Origin of the sequence: Paenibacillus sp. FSL L8-0470, assembly GCF_038008625.1 — a bacterium.
Classification (GTDB): Bacteria; Bacillota; Bacilli; order Paenibacillales; family Paenibacillaceae; genus Paenibacillus_AQ.
The window spans coordinates 1,207,556-1,230,386 of the sequence record NZ_JBBOZM010000001.1 but is presented as its reverse complement, the minus strand read 5'-3'; the positions used below and the strand labels follow the sequence as shown (position 1 = coordinate 1,230,386).

Annotated in this window: 21 protein-coding genes; 16 read left to right on the top strand and 5 right to left on the bottom strand. The window is 53.2% G+C overall.

Annotated features, from left to right (window positions below):
- The first annotated feature begins 58 nt into the window (after window positions 1–58).
- The 9 genes from NST99_RS05645 to cysC all read left to right on the top strand — a co-directional run bounded on the left by NST99_RS05645 (window position 59) and on the right by cysC (window position 8,543).
- Window positions 59–313, top strand: a complete 255-nt coding sequence (locus NST99_RS05645; protein ID WP_341090205.1) for a FeoA family protein — start codon at window positions 59–61, stop codon at window positions 311–313.
- Window positions 310–1,041 carry a FeoB small GTPase domain-containing protein gene (locus NST99_RS05640; RefSeq protein WP_341090204.1) on the top strand — a complete coding sequence of 244 codons (732 nt, stop codon included), beginning with the start codon at window positions 310–312 and terminating at the stop codon, window positions 1,039–1,041. The genes NST99_RS05645 and NST99_RS05640 overlap by 4 nt, the downstream gene beginning before the upstream one ends.
- Window positions 1,019–2,428: a nucleoside recognition domain-containing protein gene (locus tag NST99_RS05635; protein ID WP_341090203.1), complete on the top strand. Its 1,410-nt coding sequence runs from the start codon at window positions 1,019–1,021 to the stop codon at window positions 2,426–2,428. Before NST99_RS05640 ends, NST99_RS05635 begins: the two co-directional genes overlap by 23 nt.
- Before the next feature lie 220 nt (window positions 2,429–2,648).
- The gene (locus NST99_RS05630) at window positions 2,649–3,494 is read left to right on the top strand and encodes an STM4015 family protein (RefSeq protein ID WP_341090202.1); all 846 of its coding nucleotides are present in this window, start codon (window positions 2,649–2,651) and stop codon (window positions 3,492–3,494) included.
- On the top strand, window positions 3,491–4,771 hold the full coding sequence (locus NST99_RS05625) for an STM4014 family protein (protein ID WP_341090200.1): 1,281 nt from the start codon (window positions 3,491–3,493) through the stop codon (window positions 4,769–4,771). The genes NST99_RS05630 and NST99_RS05625 overlap by 4 nt, the downstream gene beginning before the upstream one ends.
- Before the next feature lie 64 nt (window positions 4,772–4,835).
- On the top strand, window positions 4,836–5,621 hold the full coding sequence (locus NST99_RS05620) for an STM4013/SEN3800 family hydrolase (protein ID WP_341090199.1): 786 nt from the start codon (window positions 4,836–4,838) through the stop codon (window positions 5,619–5,621).
- A 39-nt stretch (window positions 5,622–5,660) separates the two neighbouring features.
- A complete protein-coding gene (locus NST99_RS05615) occupies window positions 5,661–7,052 on the top strand; it encodes an STM4012 family radical SAM protein (RefSeq protein ID WP_341090197.1) in 1,392 nt (463 codons plus the stop codon).
- Window positions 7,049–7,948: an STM4011 family radical SAM protein gene (locus tag NST99_RS05610; protein WP_341090196.1), complete on the top strand. Its 900-nt coding sequence runs from the start codon at window positions 7,049–7,051 to the stop codon at window positions 7,946–7,948. Before NST99_RS05615 ends, NST99_RS05610 begins: the two co-directional genes overlap by 4 nt.
- Window positions 7,917–8,543: an adenylyl-sulfate kinase gene (gene cysC / locus NST99_RS05605; RefSeq protein ID WP_341090195.1), complete on the top strand. Its 627-nt coding sequence runs from the start codon at window positions 7,917–7,919 to the stop codon at window positions 8,541–8,543. The genes NST99_RS05610 and cysC overlap by 32 nt, the downstream gene beginning before the upstream one ends.
- A gap of 338 nt (window positions 8,544–8,881) precedes the next feature.
- Here the strand turns inward: cysC and NST99_RS05600 are convergent, their stop codons facing one another.
- The 4 genes from NST99_RS05600 to NST99_RS05585 form a co-directional block, all read right to left on the bottom strand.
- Window positions 8,882–11,137 carry a GH32 C-terminal domain-containing protein gene (locus NST99_RS05600; RefSeq protein WP_341090193.1) on the bottom strand — a complete coding sequence of 752 codons (2,256 nt, stop codon included), beginning with the start codon at window positions 11,135–11,137 and terminating at the stop codon, window positions 8,882–8,884.
- Between the two features lie 51 nt (window positions 11,138–11,188).
- On the bottom strand, window positions 11,189–12,430 hold the full coding sequence (locus NST99_RS05595; protein WP_445744952.1) for an MFS transporter: 1,242 nt from the start codon (window positions 12,428–12,430) through the stop codon (window positions 11,189–11,191).
- A complete protein-coding gene (locus NST99_RS05590; RefSeq protein WP_341090192.1) occupies window positions 12,427–12,819 on the bottom strand; it encodes a hypothetical protein in 393 nt (130 codons plus the stop codon). The genes NST99_RS05595 and NST99_RS05590 overlap by 4 nt, the downstream gene beginning before the upstream one ends.
- Window positions 12,820–13,197: 378 nt before the next feature.
- Window positions 13,198–14,619 (bottom strand): aminotransferase-like domain-containing protein, encoded by a 1,422-nt coding sequence (locus tag NST99_RS05585; RefSeq protein WP_341090190.1) that lies wholly within the window; start codon window positions 14,617–14,619, stop codon window positions 13,198–13,200.
- A gap of 185 nt (window positions 14,620–14,804) precedes the next feature.
- On the opposite strand from NST99_RS05585, the gene NST99_RS05580 reads away from it, so the two are divergent.
- The 4 genes from NST99_RS05580 (at window position 14,805) to glpX (ending at window position 18,585) form a co-directional block, all read left to right on the top strand.
- A complete protein-coding gene (locus tag NST99_RS05580) occupies window positions 14,805–15,755 on the top strand; it encodes a DMT family transporter (RefSeq protein ID WP_341090189.1) in 951 nt (316 codons plus the stop codon).
- Window positions 15,756–16,094: 339 nt separating this feature from the next.
- The gene (locus tag NST99_RS05575) at window positions 16,095–16,715 is read left to right on the top strand and encodes a helix-turn-helix transcriptional regulator (RefSeq protein ID WP_052092453.1); all 621 of its coding nucleotides are present in this window, start codon (window positions 16,095–16,097) and stop codon (window positions 16,713–16,715) included.
- Window positions 16,716–16,732: 17 nt separating this feature from the next.
- Window positions 16,733–17,575, top strand: coding sequence for a pyruvate, water dikinase regulatory protein (locus NST99_RS05570; RefSeq protein WP_341090187.1), 843 nt, complete (start codon window positions 16,733–16,735; stop codon window positions 17,573–17,575).
- 14 nt (window positions 17,576–17,589) lie between these two features.
- Window positions 17,590–18,585, top strand: coding sequence for a class II fructose-bisphosphatase (gene glpX, locus NST99_RS05565; RefSeq protein WP_038586750.1), 996 nt, complete (start codon window positions 17,590–17,592; stop codon window positions 18,583–18,585).
- A 130-nt stretch (window positions 18,586–18,715) separates the two neighbouring features.
- On the opposite strand, the gene NST99_RS05560 is transcribed toward glpX, so the two are convergent.
- Window positions 18,716–19,891, bottom strand: coding sequence for a YsnF/AvaK domain-containing protein (locus tag NST99_RS05560; RefSeq protein WP_341090184.1), 1,176 nt, complete (start codon window positions 19,889–19,891; stop codon window positions 18,716–18,718).
- A 342-nt stretch (window positions 19,892–20,233) separates the two neighbouring features.
- Here NST99_RS05560 and NST99_RS05555 point away from each other — a divergent pair, with 342 nt between their 5' ends.
- From NST99_RS05555 to NST99_RS05545, 3 genes are all read left to right on the top strand, one after another.
- Window positions 20,234–20,545 (top strand): (2Fe-2S) ferredoxin domain-containing protein, encoded by a 312-nt coding sequence (locus tag NST99_RS05555; protein WP_076114424.1) that lies wholly within the window; start codon window positions 20,234–20,236, stop codon window positions 20,543–20,545.
- A 142-nt stretch (window positions 20,546–20,687) separates the two neighbouring features.
- On the top strand, window positions 20,688–21,536 hold the full coding sequence (locus NST99_RS05550) for an AraC family transcriptional regulator (RefSeq protein WP_341090182.1): 849 nt from the start codon (window positions 20,688–20,690) through the stop codon (window positions 21,534–21,536).
- A gap of 243 nt (window positions 21,537–21,779) precedes the next feature.
- A complete protein-coding gene (locus tag NST99_RS05545) occupies window positions 21,780–22,736 on the top strand; it encodes an aldo/keto reductase (RefSeq protein ID WP_341097566.1) in 957 nt (318 codons plus the stop codon).
- Window positions 22,737–22,831: the final 95 nt, after the last annotated feature.

The window sequence follows — 22,831 nt, the reverse complement described above, 5'->3', positions numbered from 1 at the left end:
ACATAAATCAATAAATCATACATGCTCAATCAATCTGGATGGAACGGAGGAAAATCTTATGGCCGGAGCCGTAATTCCATTATCTGAAGCTGTGAACGGCAGTACCCTGCATATCCGCAGCATAGAAGTGCAGGGTGTGCTGAGGAGAAGATTGCTCGACCTCGGGTTTGTCGTCGGCAATGCTGTCGAGGTACTGCGGCGCAGTCCGCTTGGAGACCCTACCGCCTTCCGGGTAAGTAATACAACCATTGCCCTGCGCCGGGAAGAAAGCGCTCTGATTTACGGAGAATTAATCGGAGGTGATGAAGCATGAACCGTTACACTGTAGCTTTTGCAGGCAATCCCAACACGGGCAAGAGCACACTCTTTAATCTATTGACCGGCCTGCGCCAACACACCGGCAACTGGGCGGGCAAGACCGTCATCACCGCCGAAGGCGAGTTTACCCACAAGAATAACACCTACTTGGCTGTAGATCTTCCGGGTACCTACTCCCTGTACTCCAACTCAGCTGACGAGGAGGCCGCAAGGGACTACATTATTTTTGAACAGCCGGATGTGACGCTGGTAGTGCTGGACGCCACTTCGCTGGAGCGTAATCTCAATCTTGCCCTGCAGGTGCTGGAAATTACCGGGCGGGCCGTTGTCTGTATCAACCTGATCGATGAAGCCAAGAAGCTGGGTATCGATATTAACCTGAAGGCCATTTCGAAACGGCTCGGCGTGCCGGTAGCCGCAATTTCGGCCCGGAGTGAAATCGGCATTGAGGCGCTGCTGGATCAAATTGAGCGTGTGGCTACTGGTACTTATACAGCGGAGCCGCTGCGGATTACGTATAGCGATGAGATTGAGCAGGGCATCGCCGCGCTCCTTCCTATGGTAGAGCAGACGGTCGGTTCAAGATATCCGGCACGCTGGATTGCCCTGCGGCTGCTGGACGGTGACGAAAGCCTGCTTGCTTCGCTCAAAGCCAATATGGGACAGAGGAATATTTCCGGATCGAAGGGGGTAGTGGGCCATGGAGTCACCGCATGTCATTAAGGGAGCCGATCCGATGGATTCCCTGCTCTCGGCAGCGAAGAATCTCGCAGACAAGGGCGGAATCCGTGATGAAATCGTAAGCGGAATATATGGTGTATCTGCGGGGATCTGCAGAGATGCAGTTACCTACCAGGACAAAAAGAAGCTGGGCAGCACTTATAAGCTTGATAATATTGTCACCTCCAAAATATGGGGATTCCCTATTATGCTCGCCGGGCTCGGACTCGTCTTCTGGATTACGATTGCCGGCGCGAACTATCCTTCGAGCTGGCTGGCCTCGCTGTTCGGCTTCATCGAAGGTTATTTAACCGCCGGATTCGAAGCAGTGAGCGCTCCAGCCTGGCTGCACGGCGTGCTTGTGCTTGGCCTGTACCGCGGAACCTCCTGGGTTATCAGCGTCATGCTGCCGCCGATGATGATTTTCTTCCCGGTATTTGCGCTGCTGGAGAATTTCGGCTATCTGCCGCGCGTGGCTTTTAACATGGACCGGTTGTTCAAGAAATCCGGCGGGCACGGCAAGCAGGCGTTAACGATGTCGATGGGCTTCGGCTGCAATGCTGCCGCCATTCTCTCCACCCGCATTATCGAATCGCCGCGTGAACGGATGCTGGCTATTCTGACCAATAATTTCGTGCCCTGCAACGGCCGCTGGCCGACCCTGATTCTGCTGTCCTCCATGTTTATGGTCGGGGCCGCTACCACTGGTGCGCTGCGGACCTTCTCGACAGCCCTTGTCCTGATGGGAATCGTAATGGTCGGTATCACGGTAACCTTAACAGTGTCCTGGGTCATGTCCAAAACCGCGCTGCGCGGCGTTCCCACCCACTACACGCTCGAACTCCCGCCGTACCGCCGTCCGCAGATCTGGAAGACGATTGTCCGCTCCTCCAAGGAGAAGTCGCTGAATGTATTGACCCGCGCCATCGTCGTGGCTGCTCCGGCAGGCATTATCACCTGGATCCTAGCGAATGTGTTCGTTGGCGGAGACAGCGTGCTGAACCATATGGCCGCTTTTTTTGATCCTTTTGCCCAGCTGCTCGGCATGGACGGCTTCATCATGATGGCCTTCATCCTGGGGCTTCCGGCCAATGAAATCGTGCTGCCGATTCTGCTTATGGGCTACATGTCCTCCGGCGCTATGGTCGATGTCGACGGTATCGGCAGCATCAAGGATATCTTCCTGAGCCATGGCTGGACGTGGTTGACCGCGCTCAACATGATGCTGTTCTCCCTGCTCCACTATCCATGCGGCACTACTCTGATCAACATCTACAAAGAGACCAAAAGCATGAAATGGGCAGTGCTCTCGGCTGTCATACCGCTGGGCATCGCCATTGCCGTCACCTTCCTGGTTGCACAGGCAGCGCGCTTGTTCGGCTGGGTCTGACAGAGTTCTTACGCGCCCGGCTTCTCCCGTATACAGGGAGGGGCCGGGCCGTTTTTGTGTATCCGCACATTTCCGGAGAACGCGGAATTCCCGCTGCTGCTGCAACTGCCTGGCAGGCTCCGTTCAATGCTCCATTCCCGTTCTGTCCAGTAATTTGACTCGCCCCCTTCTCAGATGTTAGGGTGAAATTGAAGCCATATTTTTCCGGGAGGGAATGTTAATGACGGAAGTAAAGCTTACTGTCGGGTACGACGAATTTGAAGAAGGTCAAAGAATAGGCACGGAGATTGAACGCTTGAGCACAAGTCCTGAAGCAGCGCAACTAACCAGCCTCATCATTGGGGATTGGGGACAGGCCTATGAGAACAGCTCCAAGGAGGTTGTGTCAGCCCTTGTGAAATACAGCGGAAGCTTTCCGGCTCTGCGCAAGCTGTTTATCGGGGAGATGGGTTATGAAGAATGTGAAATTTCGTGGATTACACAAAGCGATCTTTCCCCGCTTCTCCCCGCCTATCCGGAGCTTCAATCACTCACCATTCAAGGCGGAAATGAACTGAGCCTCAGCAGTCTGCAGCATGACAAGCTGGAGGAACTGATTATTATTACCGGCGGACTTGGCAAAAGCGTTCTGGCAGAAATCGCCGCAGGACATTTGCCGAATCTGCGCAAGCTGGAGCTGTACCTTGGCGTGGACAACTATGGCTTTGATGGCGGACTGGAAGATCTCTACCCGCTGATCCAGCCGGATAAGTTCCCTAAGCTTACCTATCTGGGACTGAAAAACAGTGAAATTCAGGATGAAATTGCTGCGGCCGTGGCCGATGCGCCCATTCTGGACCAGCTGCATACGCTAGACCTTTCGCTTGGAACGCTTAGTGACAAGGGTGCGGAGGCGCTGCTGGCCAGCGAGCGGATTAAAGACCTGAAGGCACTGAACCTGAGCTATCATTATATGTCGAATGAAATGATTGCCCGCTGGAAGGCAAGCGGCCTGCCGGCCGATGTCAGCGACCAGCAAAAAAGCGATGACGAGGAAGATTGGCGTTATCCCTCCATCACCGAATGATGCAGGAACCGCAGCCGCTGATCCTGCTATGTTGTCCCGGCGACAGGCGCTCGGACGGCATCCAGCAGGCGCGGAGCCGCCTCGGGATGCCCCCGGCCCTGCTCATCCCTTACTCAGAGCTGCTGCGGGGAAGTTCGCTCGCAGAGCTGCTGGAGCAGGCGCTGCACTTGCAGACCAGCGGACAGGCGGGCCTGTGGCCAGAGCCTTCCGGTTCACATCCGGCAGCAGCTCCGCCTCTCCTGCGGCTGGATTCACCCGGCGGCAGCTTCGAGATGGAGCAGGCCCTCATTACCTTGGGCGCACCGGATGCCGGGGATCAGGATGACTCGCTGCACCCCTTCGGGCATCATCCTGATCCCCATCCGCTGAGTCTCCAGGCCGCCGGGCGGCTGAAGGACATGCCCGGCGTGCTGCATCATCCATCTCAATGGTTCCGCGGCTACTGCCGGCTGCTGGCCAGGCTTCAGCGCGAGGCCGCAGAGCTGCTGCCAGAAGCCCGGTGGCAGAATCACCCCGGAGATATTGCTGCCATGACCGACAAACGCCGGACTCAGCAGATTCTGGCTGAGTCCGGTGTTCCGGTTCCCCGGCCTCTGGGCGGCGGACATCCTCCGTCAGACTATGCGTCCCTGAGGGAGCTGATGATCACGGAGCGGATGCACCGGGTATTCATCAAGCTGGCCTGCGGCTCTGCCGCTTCCGGTGTCATCGCTTATCAGATCAATCCCGCTACGGGAGCCGAAATCGCTGTGACTACTATCGGGGTTGAGCAGTATATCACTCGCCCTCCCGTGTACTATAATTCAGGGAAACTGCGGCGTTATACCGACTCCGCTGTTCTGTCCGGAATCATCAACTGGCTCTACAGCCATGGCGCGTATGCCGAGCAATGGATTCCCAAGCCGGGCGCAGCCGGAGTTTCGTTCGACATCCGCCAGCTTGTCGTGCTTGGAGAAGCCTGCCATTCCGTTGCCCGGGTCAGCACCACGCCCATTACGAACCTGCATCTGCGCAGCCAGCGGATGTCTCCGGCAGAAGCCGGGCTCACGGAAGAGGTGCAGGAGCAGGTACGGCGTACAGCTGTGCAGGCCCTTGCCGCCTTCCCCCGCTCGGCCGTTGCCGGGATTGATATCCTGGTATCCTCCGGCAGTTCCCGGCGTACTTATGCTGCGGACGTAAATCCTTTTGGCGACTTGCTCTACGATGTGGAGTATGACGGCTGCGGCACGTATGAATGGGAAATGAAAAAGCTGAATGCAATTGCGAATCATGAATGAGAGACCTTATAGCGTATTGCTATCTTTAATCCATATCTCTTAAGAAAGGGCGCTTATAACGGTTATGACAGATATGAATGCCATTGTTGGCACCCATGACATCCTGATGATCACACTGGATACCTTGCGCTACGATGCTGCTGTTCTGGAGGAAGAGAACTGTCCCAATCTGTGCGGCACCGGTTCCTGGGAGAAAAGGCATACCCCCGGCAGCTTCACTTATGCCGCACATCACGCCTTCTTCGGCGGTTTCCTGCCGACTCCCGCTGACACGGACAAAGCTTCGCATGTAAGGCTGTTCCATTCCAGAAATACCGGGATGAAGACCCATCCGCACACCTGGCTGTTCGACACACCTGATCTTGTATCAGGGCTTGCTGCCGAGGGCTACCGTACGGTATGTATTGGCGGGGTTATTTTTTTCACTAAAAAGGTCCCGCTGGCCCGCGTACTGCCCGGTTATTTCCAGCAGAGCTACTGGCGGATGACTTTCGGTGTCACGAACCCGCGCTCCACGGAGCATCAGGTGAACCATGCCCTGAAGGTACTCAACGATACTCCGCTAAATCAAAGGCTGTTCCTGTTCCTCAATGTGTCAGCCATCCACGGGCCGAACCATTTCTTCCTTCCGGGCACCCGGAAGGATTCGGTAGACAGCCAGCGTGCCGCACTGCGTTATGCCGACGGAGAGCTGGGGCGCCTGTTTGAGCGCTTTCGCGAACGCGGCAATCCGGTCTTCTGCCTGGCCTTCTCGGACCACGGCACAGCCTATGGGGAAGACGGCTACCAGGGACACCGACTGGCACATGAGACCGTGTGGAATGTCCCTTACCGGGAATTCATCCTTTAGATCAACAGCCCGGTTCAACCCGGAAGAAAGGAGAAACGTATGACGTCAACCGGCAACTTCCTGCAGCATCCTAATGACAACGACGTAAGACCGTCTCTCTCTTCGGAGGAGCTTAAGCGCTGGAAAGAGCAGATTACCGCTAACCCTTACCGCAATTATCTCTATTCCTATCCGCACAAGACAGCCTATCGTGAATTCCAGCCTCCTATTCCGCTGGAACAGCTGTGGCTGGAAGAGCCTGCGGATTCTTTTTTTCTCTATATGCATATTCCGTTCTGCGGCGCACGCTGCGGCTTCTGTAATCTCTTCACCCTGCCGGACAAACGTGCAGATGTCCACGCCACCTATGTGGATGCACTGGAACGGCAGGCACAACAGTGGTCGGCCTTTACCGGCCATAAGCCGTATGCCCGGTTCGCGATCGGCGGCGGTACGCCAACCCTGCTGGCCGCCCCGCAGCTAAGCCGGCTGTTCCGGATCGCCCGGGAGATCATGGGCCTGGACACCGCCCTTGCTTCAATCTCAGTCGAAACCTCACCCGAGACGATTACGGAAGAGAAGCTCGCCATCCTGAAGGACAATACCGTGGACCGGGTTAGCATGGGCATTCAGAGCTTCGTCGCCGCCGAATCGGCGGCCATCTACCGTCCGCAGAATCCTGAGGTGGTATACCAGGCACTGGAGCTGCTGGGGAAATATCAATTCCCCATCCTGAATCTGGATCTGATCTACGGGCTTCCCGGCCAGAGCGTGGAGTCCTGGCTCTATTCGCTGAATCAGGCGCTCCTGTATGAGCCGGAGGAGATCTTTCTCTATCCGCTCTACACCCGCGAGCATACGATTGTGAAGCCGGGAGATCTGCTGCGCCAGCAGGATCTCCGCCATGCTTGCTATACTGCCGCTTGCCAGCTCCTCGCAGAGCACGGCTACCGCCAGTATTCCATGCGCCGCTTCGCTAAGGAAGCGGCTGGCACCAGCAAAGCCATCCTCGACTACAGCTGTCAGGAGGAGGGGATGGTCGGCCTCGGCTGCGGAGCCCGTTCCTATACGCGGGAGGTGCACTACGCCTCCCGCTACGGCGTCAGCCGCAAGGCAACGGAGAGCATCATTGCCGATTATGTGTCGTCTGAGTCTTATGACACGGCCGATTACGGCATTGTGCTGAGCCGGGAAGAACAGAAGCGGCGCTTCATACTGAAAGCTGTACTGCACAGTGAGGGGCTGAAGCTGGCGGACTACAGCGGACGTTTCTCGGCCTCGCTGTGGAATGATTATCCTGAGCTTAATCTGCTGCTTCAAAGTGGTCTGGGCGAAGTAGAGGAAGGTATCCTGCGGTTAACTCCTGAGGGTCTGGGCTACTCGGACTCCATCGGCGACTGGTTCATCTCGGGTGAAATCAGGGAACGTATGGAAGGATTCATTTTGCCATGAATGCCGTCCTCTACTACCGCGGGGCCCTCACCTCCTGCAATTATGATTGTCCCTACTGTCCGTTCGGCAAGACCAGAGACAGCGCAGCAACGCTTGCCAAGGACCGCGAAGGACTAGAGACCTTTGTCCGCTGGGCTGCGGAGCAAGGTGCGGCAGGCCACCGGCTGTCGATCTTCTTCAATCCTTACGGTGAAGGACTGATTCACCGCTGGTATAAAGAAGCGCTGATTACCCTCTCCCATCTCCCCCATGTGGACAAGGTGGCTATCCAGACCAACCTGTCGGCCAGTCTGGATTTTATCCCGGAGCTGAACCCGGCCACGGCTGCCTTCTGGACGACCTATCACCCGGGACAGGTGCGGGAGGAACGGTTTCTGGCCCAATGTATGGCTGTCTATAAGCAGGGCATTCCCTTCAGTGTCGGCAGTGTGGGCCTGCGCAGCGCCTTTCCGGCAATTGCCTCGCTGCGGGCCGCCCTGCCGGATGATGTCTATCTGTGGGTGAATGCCTACAAAGACAAACCGGATTATTACACACCGGAAGATCTCGCCTTTCTCGGCGGCATCGATCCGCATTTCCATATCAACACAGTCGACTATGAAAGCCTGGGCAAACTCTGCAACGCCGGCAGCAATGTGTTTTATGTGCAGGGACCCGGTATAGTAAAACGCTGCTATAAGGACAGGGGCGTCATCGGCAACCTCTACCGTGACGGTCTGGAAGGCCTCGCTGCAGAGCGAAGCTGCCGCATGAACTTCTGCGACTGCTATATCGGGTACATCCACATGCCCGGGCTCCAGTTGGAGCAGATTTACGGCTCCGGGCTGCTGGAACGAATACCCTACGGAATCGCGGAGGTGCAGAGTGAGAGCAAGTCGCGAAAGTGCTGGAATTGAAGCAAAGTACGAAGGCTCCGAATTTGTAGCAGCGCACAAAAGTACGGGGATTCGTTCAGGTCACGGAATGACTCTGTGGCTCACCGGCTTGTCCGGGGCGGGTAAATCAACGATTGCCTCGCTTCTGACGGACAGACTGAGGGAACAGGGGCTGGCTGCCGAATGGCTCGACGGAGATGAGCTGAGGCGTGCGCTCGGACAAGGCCTCGGCTTCAGCCGGGAAGACCGCTTCGAGAATATCCGCCGGGCCGTCTATGTGGCCGGAATGCTGAACCGGCATGGCGTCATTTCAGTGGTCTCGGTCATCAGCCCTTATGCGGAAATGCGCGACTATGCCCGCCAGTCGCTGCCCGGTTTCGCAGAAGTCTATGTTGATTGCCCTTTAGAAATTTGCGAGTCGCGGGATGTCAAAGGGCTGTATGCCAAGGCCCGCCGGGGCGAAATCCCCTCCTTCACCGGCATTTCTGATCCTTACCAGGCGCCTGCCAGCCCAGAGTTAACGCTCCGCACAGCCGAGCAGACGCCGGAGGAAAGCGTGAATGAGATATGGTCCTGGCTATCACGAAGCGGGACCCTGCCTGAGCTTAATAAATAGACACAAAACACCCTGTCTGCTTGCCCGGACAGGGTGTTTTGTGTCTTATGGATACTTACATGTATTAGCCATGCCTTGGGCCAGTTGCTTGCGTGGACAGCACATCGTGGGACGGACGTTTGGATAAGCACCATGTAACTTTGAGCTTCCCTGAACAGGACATCTTGGGGCCGACCGCTTGCGTGGATGAGGCCTTGTATCTCCATATTGTCCCATATATGAAAATCAGAGCCGATTGTCCTCTAGTCATGAAAAAGCTCCCCTTACAGCGGCAGGTTTTATTATTTCACCTGTCTGCCGTAAGGGGAGCATATCAAACTTTATTTTCTCGTCCGTGTCTAGCTCTCAAAAGCAGGTTTCATTTCCCAGACCTCCATTGATTTTACCGTTAGGGTACCGTCGCCCCAGATCTGCATACCAAGAGCATCCGTGCGGCTCGGATAAACGCGAGTCGTCAAGCTTTTCAGTTCGTTGGCATAAGCCTCTACCATAGAACGGTCCAAATAAATTTGCAACTTCAAATTCTCGCCGCCTAACTCCAGCTTTCCGCCTTGAACACCTCTGTCCCAATCTGCCAGTTCGTCCAATGATGAATGGTCTCGGTCCACGATCAAAGCCGATTCCTTTCTGTCATAATAGAGCAACGTTTCTTCTTCACCACCGGGGGAGCAGCGAAATTTTATTCCCAACTGTGTGCACGTTCCCGCCTCCAGCTCCACCCGTATTCCCAGCATATCGCCTTTGACTTCTTTCAACAGATCATTGGCTTCGTTTAACGATTTACCTTCGATGGATGTGAGTTTTTCGCCGCGAAGCAGTTCCATTTCTTCGATGGGTCGTATTCCAAGCCGTCCGTCCTCACGAAGGAATATGCTAAGGGGAATTCCCGCGTTATGGGCATATCCGGAATAATAATTAATTTCTGACGTTCTGACTCCCTGGGAAATGGTGAATATGAGCTTACGTCCCGTCTTCGGATCAACCATGCCGCTAGGACCCGTGAAATGGAAATCGCCCAGATCGATCAACTGCGGTTCTTCCTGATCTGGAGTAAATCGCATGGCATCCTTGTCAAAGGTACCAATCCAGTAAAAGACTTCAACGTCGGCTTCAGGGCCAAGAGGGCTAATGAGCAAAATATATTTTTCAGTTCCGGTTTTGTTTTGACCGAGCGGAAGGAATACAGGCAATTCCCACATATTTCCGAGATAAGGGTATTTCTTAATATCGCTTATATAAAAGGGGCCCTTATACTCCCATTCGATCATGTTTTTTGATGTATAAGAGAGTGCCGTTCCCCCCTGACCGTCGGTGCCCGAACCGATCAGCAGGTACCAAGTGTCCCCGTCTTTCCAGACAAAAGGATCGCGAAAATCGCCATAGAAGCCTTGCCCTTTCTCTTGAACGATGACAGGAACGGGATGTTTCTCCCAACGGACCAGATCGTTCTCACCGTCTTTCAGAAAGGTGCTTCGTGCCAGCCCTACCCGCTGGTTCGGAGTGGCGCTGTCGTCGCCGGCGGTATAGAACAATGCCGGAACGCCGTTCTCGTCATAAGCGGAGCTGCCGGACCATACGCCATCCGGATCAAGACCGTTCTCCTCTGGAGCAAGCGCCCATGGCAGATCCCGCCAATGCGCCAAGTCATCGCTAACCCAATGGCCCCAATGGATCGTATGCAAATACGGCCCATGCGGATCATGCTGATAGAACAAATGATATTGCCCGTTAAAATAGATTGGCCCGTGCGGCTCGTTCATCCAATGCTGCGGTGGACTAAGGTGGTATTGCGGACGGTGCCTGTCGTTTGCAAGCAAGCTGCGGTCCAATTTGATATCATCGTACGGAATCGCCGGAATGGAACCTCCATAAGGAGTCACATAATCCTGGTAAGATTGTCTCACTTCCTCCGGCGAAAGAGCTCTATTGTACATCTTCAATTCATCGATCATGCCGCTGTACATATTAAGCACATACGGTGTATCGCCCAATATGAAGCCCTTGTTATTCTTGGCGATCATTAAATCTCTGTTGCATGGTGTAATCGCTGTGTTAGCAACGATTGATTTGGCTGCTACCTCCTCACCGTTCAGAAAGAGTTTCATCACGGCATTCCTACTGTCAAATGTTGCAACAATATAGGACCATTGATTCAGGGGGAGGGAATGTCCATCCGCCCAAATCTCAACCCATTCGTTATTTAATCCTACTTGCATGGACCACTGGCCGTGACGTAAAATACCAAAAACATAACCTTCCTTTTTCTCGCGGTCATGTTGATTTATGATGGGCGAAAGCCTTGCTTCTATGCCTCTTTCATAAGTACGGGGCGCTACCCATGCTTCAAGCGTAAGCGCGTCTTGCGGCATAACGGTCTTCTCAGCCGGACGAGCGATCCAATTGGAATATCCGTCAAACATCAGCGCATTTCCACTGATTCCTTTTCTCCTTTGCGGGTCATGCGAATCGTTATACCGCGCTTCGTTTAACACATACTCAATCTTATCGTTGATTCCGGTAACGTGATCTAACGCTTCCTTTCCACTTGCTTCGTCAAAAGACCAATGGCTAATCAATCCTTGTTTCTTTTCCATTCGAAAAAATCTTCCCCTTCTCTGTAAATTCGTATATTCGTATAGAGTAACCTAGAGGGTGTTCATCCCTTTGGCCTCTGCCAACGGTTCCATTCGGAACAAAGGCGAAACAATCAGAAGTCCAACTCCAAAAAACACACCGGCTAACAGATACATCACCATAACGGACAACTGATCCTTCAGCCATCCTGACATGCTCATCGTTATCAGCATCGAGCCCATAAAGAGAGGGGACAGGATGCCGTTCACTCGGCCGACATAAGCTTGCTCTGTATTTTTCAAAATCAAAGTCTGAACCGCTACCTGAAAGCCTGGCGTAACCATGCCGATGAAAAATTGAGCCAAGAGCGTAAGCCACATAAAAGTCGATAGACCGGAAATCACCATACACAGCGCATTGACCGCCAAGCCGACAGCAAGCAGAGAACGGGCCTGCATGACTTTTCCCAGCATTACCGTTAAGGCTCCGCCGAGAATCATCCCCATACCGTTCAAAGAGAGCATCCACTGCAAATATTCCTTCGGCAAGCCAAGTCTTTCCGTAATAAGAAAGATGCCTAAGGGCTGGATAAATCCGATGCCAAGACCGGTACAACAAAAGCATGTTCCCAACAAAAGTAAAATTCGTTTCCCTCTGATATAATGCAGGCCTTGAACCATTTCAATCCTCATACTATTCGAATGTTCCATCTTGTCGGACTTAGTGTCTGCTGGCATCAAAGATAAGACCGCAGCCGATAGAAGGAAACAAACCGAAACCAGACCGATAGAGACCGAAATGCCGAACTGATAATAACACATCGTCCCCAGTACCGGTCCAAGCAACGTAAAGACGGCTATCACGGACTGAAACATGGACATTCCAGTCTGAAGCTGGTCCTCCGGCACATGCCTCTTAAACAATTTCATGCTTGATGGCTGAGAGAATTGCGACAAAATCGAAGAGACCAGCGTTGCCAAAAAGACGGCCTTCCATGTACCAAGCAGCAATGCCAGCAGAACGAACGCAACCGAAACCGCACTGCCTATATCGCACCAGACCATCGTTTTTTTGGGCTTCCATCGGTCTGCCCATACGCCTCCTATAAAGGAGAAGATAAATATTGGCGCAAATTCTGCAACCGATATCAGGGATACGGCTAATGCACTGCCGTTCGTCTTCTCCATAACAAACAACAAAACCGCAAAGTTTCTGACCCAAATTCCAAGCTGCAAAAAAGTCATGGATAACAAAATCCCAATCATAAACCGATTCCGTAGTAACTTGCCCATCCCCGCCGTATCCTTTTTCATAGGTTCACCGTTCGGAGAATACAATCGGCCCTATACCCGGAAAACTGTTCTACCGTCGAAAACTTCAGTTCTTCCCTCTCCGCGCTTTCTAGTTCAAGGCCGAGCTCGGTCTCGACTCTGACCAACAGACGTATGAAATCGGGTGCATCGAGCCCCAACCCGGCCAAGGCTCCTCTTCTTAGCGGCTGCCCGGCATATCCATCGCCTTTAATCTGTATTTCGTTTAGAATTTGATAAATTCGGTTAGCACTTGGCTGACTTTCTGCCTCAAGGCGCACTTTCTCGTCCATGGCTGCTGCCCGTACCGGATTCGGGAGCGCGGCGAAGTCCGTTTTGCCGTTGAAGGTCAAGGGGATCTGATCGATCTGTACCAGAAATGCAGGTAACATCTAATCATCTGTCCTTTCTACTAGAGCGTGTCTTTAAACTGGAAGGGCTTTGGGGATCAAAACCTCTGTTTATTCTCATTTGCGGACCCAGACGACCTTATCTGCTCTGCGTTTTATCTAAAAACGGCCATTAGGGAGAAATAACTGCACTGGAGTCCGTTTCCTACTGTAACAGGCTAAAAACCCCAAATAGGTGCAACCCGGTCCGTTCGTGCTCAGAGCCAGGAATACACTTTCCAGACGCACACACGTCTTATCAACTCTTTGATGTAATCGTTTACGTAATCGTTTACTTAATCCTGACTTTTCCATTATAAACAGATCATTCAATAAAGTCTATTAGAAATCTTAAGGGAATTGAGAGTATTTAATTCACACTCACCTTCCCATCTCCCCGGCAAGCCTCACCAGACGCCGGATGCCCTCCCGCAGCACACCTTCACTGGCAAAGGAATAGCTGAGCCGTAGCCAGGATTTCATTTCACCGAGCGGATCGCAAATTTCTCCCGGTATGAAGGAGATCGACTGTTCCATGCTGCGGTCAAATAATGCTGCCACAGAGATGGATTCCGGCAGCTTCACCCACAGGTTCAGCCCGCCCTCCGGCGCTGTCCATTCCCAACCGGCAGAAGCCAGCTCCTCCTCCACAATTTCCTTATGCACCTGGAGCGCAATGCGCAGCTTGCCGAGATGCCGCTGCAGCCGCGGCGAGGTGTAATAATGCAGGAAAATCTTCTGGTTAAGCAGCGGCGTCCCGTTATCTGCCAGTGATTTGGCGGTAATCAGCCGTTCCATAAACGGATAACGGCAGGCGACCGCACAGATACGCAACCCCGGAGCGACATACTTGCTGAAGCTGCTGATATAAATGACCCAGCCCTCCGTATCATAGGCAAAAAACGGCGGCGGCGGCTTCTCCCCGAAATACATATCGCGGAAGGGATCATCCTCCACCAGCAGGCAGCGGTACCGCTCGGCCAGTTCAACCATCAGCTTACGCTGCCGCGCCGGGACAGTATATCCGGTCGGATTATGGTGGGTCGGATTCATGTAGAACATCCGCGGCCTGTGCCGGCGCATCAGCTCCTCCACCGCCTCCAGATCATAGCCCTGCGGTGTAATCTCCACTGGTATAAGCCGCGCACCGGCCCGGCGAAAAATATCCATAGCTGTGCTGTACGTCGGGCGCTCCACCAGCACATTGTCCATCGGCCCAAGCACAATACCGGCGATCAGATTGATCGCCTGCTGCGCACCCGAGGTGATCAGCAGCTCCTGCGTCGACAGCTGCAGCCGGTGCTGATCGTGGAAATGGCGGCTCAGCGTTCCGCGCAGCTCCTCATCGCCCTGAACAGAGGAATAGGTTCCCATGACCTTCGGATAAAGGTCAAACACTTTTTTCACATAATCGGACAGGAACAGGTTCGGCAGCAGATTCGGATCAATAAGCGCCTGCGAAAATTGGTATTGGACCGGCATCCGCTGGATATCGGATAAGGGATTCGTCAGTGAATAAGTGGATACCGCTGCCCCTTCGCTTGAACCATTGCCTAGTGCCCTGTCGCCCGGAGATACATAATAACCGGATTTGTCTTTCACATAGACCTTGCCGTCCTCAGTCAGCACCCGGTAGGCCTTGAATACCGTCAGCCGGTGCACCTTCAGCTCTTCCGCCAGCAGACGGATCGAGGGCAGCTTATCATGTGCCTTCCATTCCCCACGTTCCATCCGGTTTAGCATGAAATTGCACACCTGGCGGAACAAGGGATGACTTTGGTCCGCTCCCGTAGCTTTTTTCAACGTAATCCGCCCTCCCTGTGATAACCGCATATTGCAGCTCTTCTGCAAAACCTCTTTCCCGTATTGTACCTCATTATTACTCTCATCTGTTCTGCTGTCTGCAATCTGTTCTGTCCCCACCCCTATATGATTAACAAAATGATTCTACTGGACTGCCATATTAACTTTACAAAGGGGAACTGGATATGATTCTGTTGGCTTACTCTCTTGTCTGTCTGATCTTCGGCACTACCTTTTTAGCGATTAAAATTGGTGTGGATGCCGGAGCGCCGCCTTTTTTCTCAGCAGGAATCCGTTTCTTTATGGCAGGAGCAATATTGTTCCTCTGGATGGTCTGGAAAGGCAAAGCAAGCTTCTCCCTGCTGCTGCGTAAAGAGATGCTGTTCACCGGCGCCACGCTGACCTTCGGAACCTTCGCCGGGCTGTACTGGGCAGAGCAATATGTATCCTCCGGGCTTGCCGCCGTGCTGTCAGCTACCGGACCGATGATGATTCTGCTGCTGCAGACCGCTTTATTCCGTCAAAAAGCTCCGTCGTATTCGATCTACGGCTGTATCATCGGCTTCACCGGCGTTCTGCTGCTGGTTCTGCCCAGTCTGGCGATTGAGGTCTCCCCCTTGTGGCTCATCGGCTGCGCTGCCGTGCTGATTGGGGAATGCTGCTATGCGGCGGGGGCCATTTACTCCAAAAAAGTAACCACAACCTTCTCCGGGGTCTCACCCGTCGCGCTGAATGCAGCACAAATGATATATGGCGGAGCGCTCCTGTTCATCCTGTCGCTCTTCACCGAGAATGTGCATCCCGGGTTTCTGCTCTCATTCAAAACCGCCGGCTCGCTGCTCTACCTGACCGTTATCGGCTCCATGGTTGGACACACCTTGTTCTACTGGCTCGTCGCCAAGACGAATCCCGTCTTTCCGTCGACTTGGCTGTATATTTCGCCGCCGATCGCCGTTGGTGTGGGTCTTGTATTCTACGGGGAAGCTGTAAGCTGGTTAACCGTCCTCGGGGTATTCACCATCATTGCCGGAACCGTGCTTGTGAATGCGGGAGCGCTGAAGCAGCTGATCTTTAAACAAAAACCCCCTGCCCCGATTCTTCAAAAAGGAAGCATTGAGGCTCTTCCACAGGAATAAATATTGTATATTTCCTAAACAACAGAGCAGCCTGGACCCTGAAAAAATGGGCTCCAGGCTGTTTTATTGTTGTCTTTCCCTATTTTTCTACGCAGCTCAGTTCATTACTGTTCCTCATGGCTGAAATGAAAATTCAAAAAAAATATTATATATGACATACTATATGTTGCATAATTGATTATTATTGCGTATTATATAACCAAGTTAGGGGATTTTTTTACCATTAGGACGTCTAATTGAAAGGGGGATCTTGCTTAACAGAACTCCTTTTCTATAGAGGAGCACCTGATTGTATCCGGAAAGTGGAGGAAACCTGTGATTGAACTGACATCCCGTCAAATGCAAATCATTGACATTGTAAAAAAAAGAGCGCCGATTACCGGCGACCAAATTGCGGAAACCCTGAATCTCAGCCGGCCTACCATCCGCAACGACCTGTCCATCCTGGTCATGCTGGAATACATTGATGCCAAGCCAAAGGTCGGATATTTCCCCGGCAAGAAAGCGGCTCAGCGTCAAGGCAGCAGCTCTCTGCTGCAGGAAACCAGAGTCAGGGATATCCAGAGCATCCCGATTATTATCCGCGAGACGACAACCATTCAGGATGCCGTGGTTACGCTGTTCCTGCAGGATGTCGGCACGCTTATTATTTGCGATGGCGACGGCAAACTGGCCGGTGTCGCCTCACGCAAAGATTTCCTGAAGGTAACGCTCGGCAATCCCGGCGCAGTATCCATGCCGGTGAGTATGGTAATGACCCGCCAGCCCAAGGTAGTAACCGTTTCTCCCGATGACCCGGTGCTTGAGGCCGCGCATAAAATGATTGTTCACGAGGTAGACAGTCTGCCGGTGGTTGTGCCCAGCGGCACGGAGGAAACCGGCCCCAAGCTTGACGTGGTAGGGCGCCTGACCAAAACCTCCATCGTAAAGCTTCTCCTCGATCTAGAAGCCAAAGGATAACGGAGGAATCGAAACGCATGGAGCAATCTTCACACTTCATTACAATCTGCTCAGATTCGATAGGAGATACAGCGGAGGCGGTTGTGCAGGCTGTCATTCACCAATTTCAGAATCAGCGGGTTACCATCAGAAGATACGGCAATGTAAGACATGAGGACGAACTGCGGAAGCTGATGGAGGAAACGGCGCAGCTGCAAGGTTTTGTCGCCTATACACTGGTCCAGCCGGAGCTCCGGGAGATGATCCGTGAAGAGGCTGTCCGGCTCGACCTGAGGATTGTCGATATTATGGGCCCGATGATGCAGGCCTTCATCGACACTTTCGACGATGCGCCTCAAGCCCGGCCGGGGCTGCTGCATCAGCTCGACGAGGATTATTTCCAGCGGATCGAAGCGATCGAATTCACGGTTGCCAGTGATGACGGGCGCGATCTTGGCGCGATGCTTAAGGCCGATATTGTGCTGCTCGGCATGTCCCGCACCTCAAAGACTCCGCTCAGCATTTTTCTGGCCCACCGGGGCAAGAAGGTCGTCAATTACCCTGTGGTCCCCGAGATCGGCCCGCCGCAGCAGCTGATGAGTCTGCCGCCGAACCGGATCATCGGCCTTACGATGAAGCCGGAAACTATGCTGAAGATCCGTTCGGAACGCCTTAAGGTACTGGGGTTGCCGGCAGGCTCCCAATATGCCAGTCTTGAACGTATTACGGAAGAGACGGAGTATGCCGCAGGGCTTTTTGCCAAGCTGGGCTGCCCTGTCATAGATATTACGAACAAAGCCATTGAGGAGACAGCGGGAATTATTATGGGATATATCTCCGATTCTCCGGAAACAGCGGAAACATCCACACTAAAAATGTAATGGAGGGAAAGCATATGGAACGCGAATTAGCACTGGAGATTGTACGGGTAACTGAATTGGGCGCTTTATCCTCGGCCCGCTGGATTGGCCGGGGTGATAAACATGCGGCAGATGATGCTGCTACAACTGCTATCCGTTCCATGTTCGATTCCGTCTCCATTGACGGGACTGTCGTCATTGGCGAAGGCGAGATGGATGAAGCACCTATGCTCTACATCGGAGAACGGGTCGGGAACAAAAGCGGCCCTTCCGTTGACGTGGCTGTCGACCCGCTGGAGGGCACCGAGGTGGTAGCCTGCGGACTGCACAACGCCCAGTCGGTGATTGCCATTGCCGACCGGGGCAGCCTGCTGCATGCTCCCGACATTTATATGGAGAAGCTCGCCTGCGGCCCCGAGCTGGCCGGCAGGCTCAGCCTCGCAGATCCTGCCGGGGTTACGCTGCGCAAGGCCAGCATGATCACCGGCAAATCGCTCTCCGAGCTGACGGTGATGGTGCTTGACCGCAAGCGGCATGAAGAGCTGATCCGCAGCCTGCGCGAAGCGGGCGTACGGATCAAGCTGATCGGCCACGGCGATGTGGCCGGGGCTATCGCCGCCGCGCTGCCGGACAGCGATGTAGATCTGTACATGGGCTCCGGCGGGGCGCCCGAAGGCGTGCTTGCTGCCGCCGCGCTGAAATGCCTTGGCGGAGAGCTCCAGGGAAGACTGCTGCCGGAGGGCCCTTTTGAGATGCAGCGCTGCCTGCATATGGGCATCGACAATCCGACACGCATTCTGTCCATGGAGGATATGGTCGGAACGGGTGATGTTATCTTTGCCGCCACCGGGGTCACCTCCGGTGAATTCCTGAACGGAGTCCGCTTCATCGGCAAGGAACGCGCCGAGACACATTCTGTCATCATGCGGTCACAGAGCCGGACGATCCGTTATATCCGCAGCATCCACTTCCTGCCCGGCAAGGAAATTCCGCAGGGCTACTCGGCCAGACCGAATGCGGCATTTATGTAAAGAGCCTAACCTGTAGCGCAGAGGATATTCCTTCATAACATCAAAACAAGGTTTCCCCGGGGCCCGAAAAGGACCTTGGGGAAACCTTGTTTTCAATTATAGTGACCGGTGTTAAACAGGAAACTTTCGCTTAATGCATCCGGCTGTGGTCTCTCAGCAGCTCATCGCTGGAATCGAGCTTCACCTTGCCTGTTTTGTCCACCCGGGCTTCCTCACGTTTCACTGTATCCTTAACCTGTTCAGTGCCTCGGACTTCACGTTTATGAATGTCCACTTCACCGGTGACTACTGTGTTCCTGCGAACCTCCACTTGCTCTTCACTTACAGGAATGCGGATCGTCTCATCTTTTCCGATGGGGGTATCCGTAGAGTCATTATTGACAGATCTTCGCTCAATTACAATCTCCTCATGGGTAACCGGTACATTGATCGTTTTCTGCTCTTCAATAATTTCCTTGCGCACCTGGACTTCACCAGTCTGCACCTTGTTCTTGGACACATCCAGCTGTTCCTCACGCAGGCGCAGCTTGCGGGCTTCGTCCTCATCCGTGAATGGATCTGATCCGGTTCGATCCAAATTCGCTATGCCGTCCGGAGTTCCGGAATATACATCCCCTGTCATTCCCGGCCGGTTCACATCATCCAGCGCCCGTGTTTCAGGAAGATCATGAACAGGAGCAGAATTCATTGTATCCAGCCCCGTATCCTGACGTCCCTCCAGCCCTGATCCGTTAAATGCGGCATCCACTGTGTCTGTTACTGAATTGCGGGCCGTCCCCGTAACATCCCCAGCTGCCATATTATCATCCATATAACGGTCGGCATTGGCTGAATTGTGGCTGCGGAACACAGAATATGCTTCTTCGGCCCGTGTATTATCCGCATCCACCATAACCAGAATACGACCTTCATCTACATAATTATCATAACTTTCCGCTTCATCCTCAGGAATGCCGAGACCAATCAGTCCACCAACCAGTCCGCCGGTTCCTGCACCAACAGCAGCTCCTGCCAATGTCGCGGCAATCGGTCCTGCGGCGAGTATCGGTCCGATTCCCGGTATGGCCAGCGCACCGATTCCTGCAAGAAGCCCGGTGACACCGCCCAGCAAACCGCCGGTAGCCGCACCGGATGCCATACCCTCTGGCGCCTTGGTGCCCATCTCATTGTTAATCGCGTCAACATCATCTTTGTTTCTGGCAATCACGGAGATATCCTCTGTCAGAAACCCTTGGTTCTTCAAGTCTTCAATGGCCCGTGAAGCTTCATGCTCGGTATAAAATACACCTACTATTTTCTTATTCATAACGATTCCCTCCTGATAGTTAAAGTATGATGTTGCATAATCATTCTTTCATAGCTCTTAATTAACCAATCGATCCTGCGCTAAACTGCTTTACTTTAAATTTAAAGGAGAGTCCTCAATTATATTTCTCAAACAGGAAATACTCTGGGAAATAAGGGAAATGACACTTTTTGTTCAAACATCTGCTTGGAAAGTTAACTAATCTAACACTAATCTCCCGGATTTATCCTATATATGTAGCCTTTTAGAACAATGCTCTCAACCTCATTACAGAGTTTGCAAAAGAGACTATACTCCTCCTAAAGATACGTCCACTACCCACAAGATCGAGGAGGCTTAACCATGAATATGCGTTTAAAGGTGTTAAAAAAACATCTGCTCTTCTGCTGCAGCGAGCACTGCAACAATCAGGAGGTAGAGGATGTTATGCAGGCTTTCAAGGAACAGCTCGTAGAGCAAGGCATCCATAAAACGGTTAAAATCAACAAAACCAGCTGTCTCGGGCTATGCGGCAACGGACCGTTTGTTATCGTCTACCCTGACGGCATCTGGTACTACAATGTGACGACAGACGATGTTCCGCGCATCGTGGAAGAGCATCTGGTAAACGGCGAGCCTGTGGAAGAGCTGGTGATGCTGAAAATGGAGGCATAATCCAGCCTGCTCTGCGAGTCCCTCCCCTCCAAAAGGGGGATGGGACTTTTTGCGGTTTATCCGCCGTTTCGAATCTATTGTATAATGGGGGCATATCCCGGGCGTTGTCCAGGACCACCTCATACAGGAAAGAGGCTGAATCATGGCCATATTCAAATATAATTCACAGCGTCCGTTCCGGGGGAATTCCGATCTGCATCTTCATTATTGGGGACGGGAGCAGTGTGCCCCCGGTCATACCGTTGGACCCTGTGTACGCGATTTGTACAAAATCCATTTCATCCACGAAGGTACCGGCAAGGTGGCCGTCGGTGAAGAGACACATACACTTCAGGCGGGTCAGGCCTTTCTGACCTATCCGCATATCGTGACTTCTTACAGGGCTGACCTGAATACGCCTTGGAATTATTCATGGATTGCTTTTACCGGAGAAGAAATTGAATACTTGCTGTCCAAAACCTCGCTGTCGCCGGAGTATCCCGTCTTTCCGATGGATGAACTGCTTATGCCCTCATTGTATGATCGGCTGACAGAGGCAGCGGACCGCAGTGATTGCTTGAATCTGCCGCTCAAAGCGATGATGTATGAGTTCTTCTCCCTCCTGCTGAGCAAGGTACCGGCGGCCAAGGATGTATTCCCGATTCCGCGCCAAAAAAGCATTTACGTCGAGCAATGTCTCCACTTCCTGCATGCCCATTACTGTGAAAATGTCACGATGGAGATGATGTCATCTTCCCTTAGGCTGGACCGCAAATACGTATCCGCATTATTTAAACGGACCATCGGCCTTCCGCCACAGCAGTATCTGCTAAATTACCGGATCGCCAAGGCCTGCGAGCTGCTGACGGAGACCGATTGTACCATCGGTGAGATCTCGCGTTCCGTCGGTTATCAGGACCCGCTGCTCTTCTCCCGCATGTTTAAGAAGGTCAAGGGATGTTCCCCCAAAGGATACCGCCTCCAGCATGCCGATAATGACATTGTTCTATAAACATCTTCCTTGCTGACATACGTTTGTCGCCGTGCATTCGCTACAATAGGAACATACCCGGCAATATAGTAAACGCTTCCAAGGCAAGTTTTGTACGAAGTTACACAAAGAAGCTGATGCTTACAAACCTTAGTGATGCTTCCGAAGCGAGTTTTATTGCGAAGGATGTATGAAAGTAATGCTCCATAAAACTTTTAGGAGGAAAACAAATTGTACAACGCGAATCCTGAACGCTACGACCAGATGAAATATAACCGCACCGGCCGAAGCGGCCTGCTCCTGCCTGCCATTTCACTCGGGCTGTGGCATAACTTTGGCGGCAATGACGTCTTTGAGAACGGCCGCGCAATGGTCCGGCGGGCCTTCGATCTGGGAATTACCCATTTTGACCTCGCCAACAACTATGGTCCGCCTGCAGGCTCTGCCGAGGAGAGTTTTGGCCAGATTCTTAAGAAGGACTTCGCCGCTTACCGCGATGAGCTGATCATCTCCAGCAAAGCCGGATATTATATGTGGCCCGGCCCTTATGGCGAATGGGGCTCGAAGAAAAATCTCGTCGCAAGTCTTGATCAGAGTCTAAAGCGGATGAGCCTTGATTATGTGGATATTTACTATCATCACCGTCCGGACCCGAACACGCCGCTGGAGGAAACCATGAGTGCGCTGGATCTCTTGGTGCGCCAAGGCAAAGCGTTGTATGTCGGCATTTCCAACTACAGTGCCGAGCAGGCGCGCGAGGCCGCTCAAATCCTCCGCCGTCTGGGCACACCTTGCCTGATTCACCAGCCCAACTACTCCATGATGTCCCGCTGGATCGAAGACGGCCTGCAGGATGTGCTTGCCGAAGAAGGCATCGGCACCATCGCCTTCTCGCCGCTGCAAAAAGGCATCCTGACCGACCGTTATCTGAACGGAATTACTCCGGATTCCCGCGCAGCCGGCCCCAGTGTATTCCTCTCGGAGAAGGAAATTACCGAAGAGGTCATCGGCAAGGTACGCAAGCTGAATGAGCTGGCAGCCGCACGCGGCCAGAAGATGTCGCAGCTCGCCTTGTCGTGGGTGCTTCGCGGCGGCAAAGTCACCTCGGCACTGATTGGCGCAAGCAAGGTAAGCCAGATCGAAGATGCCGTGGCATCCTTGAACGCCCCTGAGCTCAGCGCGGAAGAATTAGAGCAGATCGAAACGATCCTGCGGGGATAACCCTGCACATCACAATAAAGACGGCAATCGCGTCCATACAGCCAGCAGGCTAGACGGCGCGCGATGGCCGTCTTTTGGCATAGGAATGGTATAAT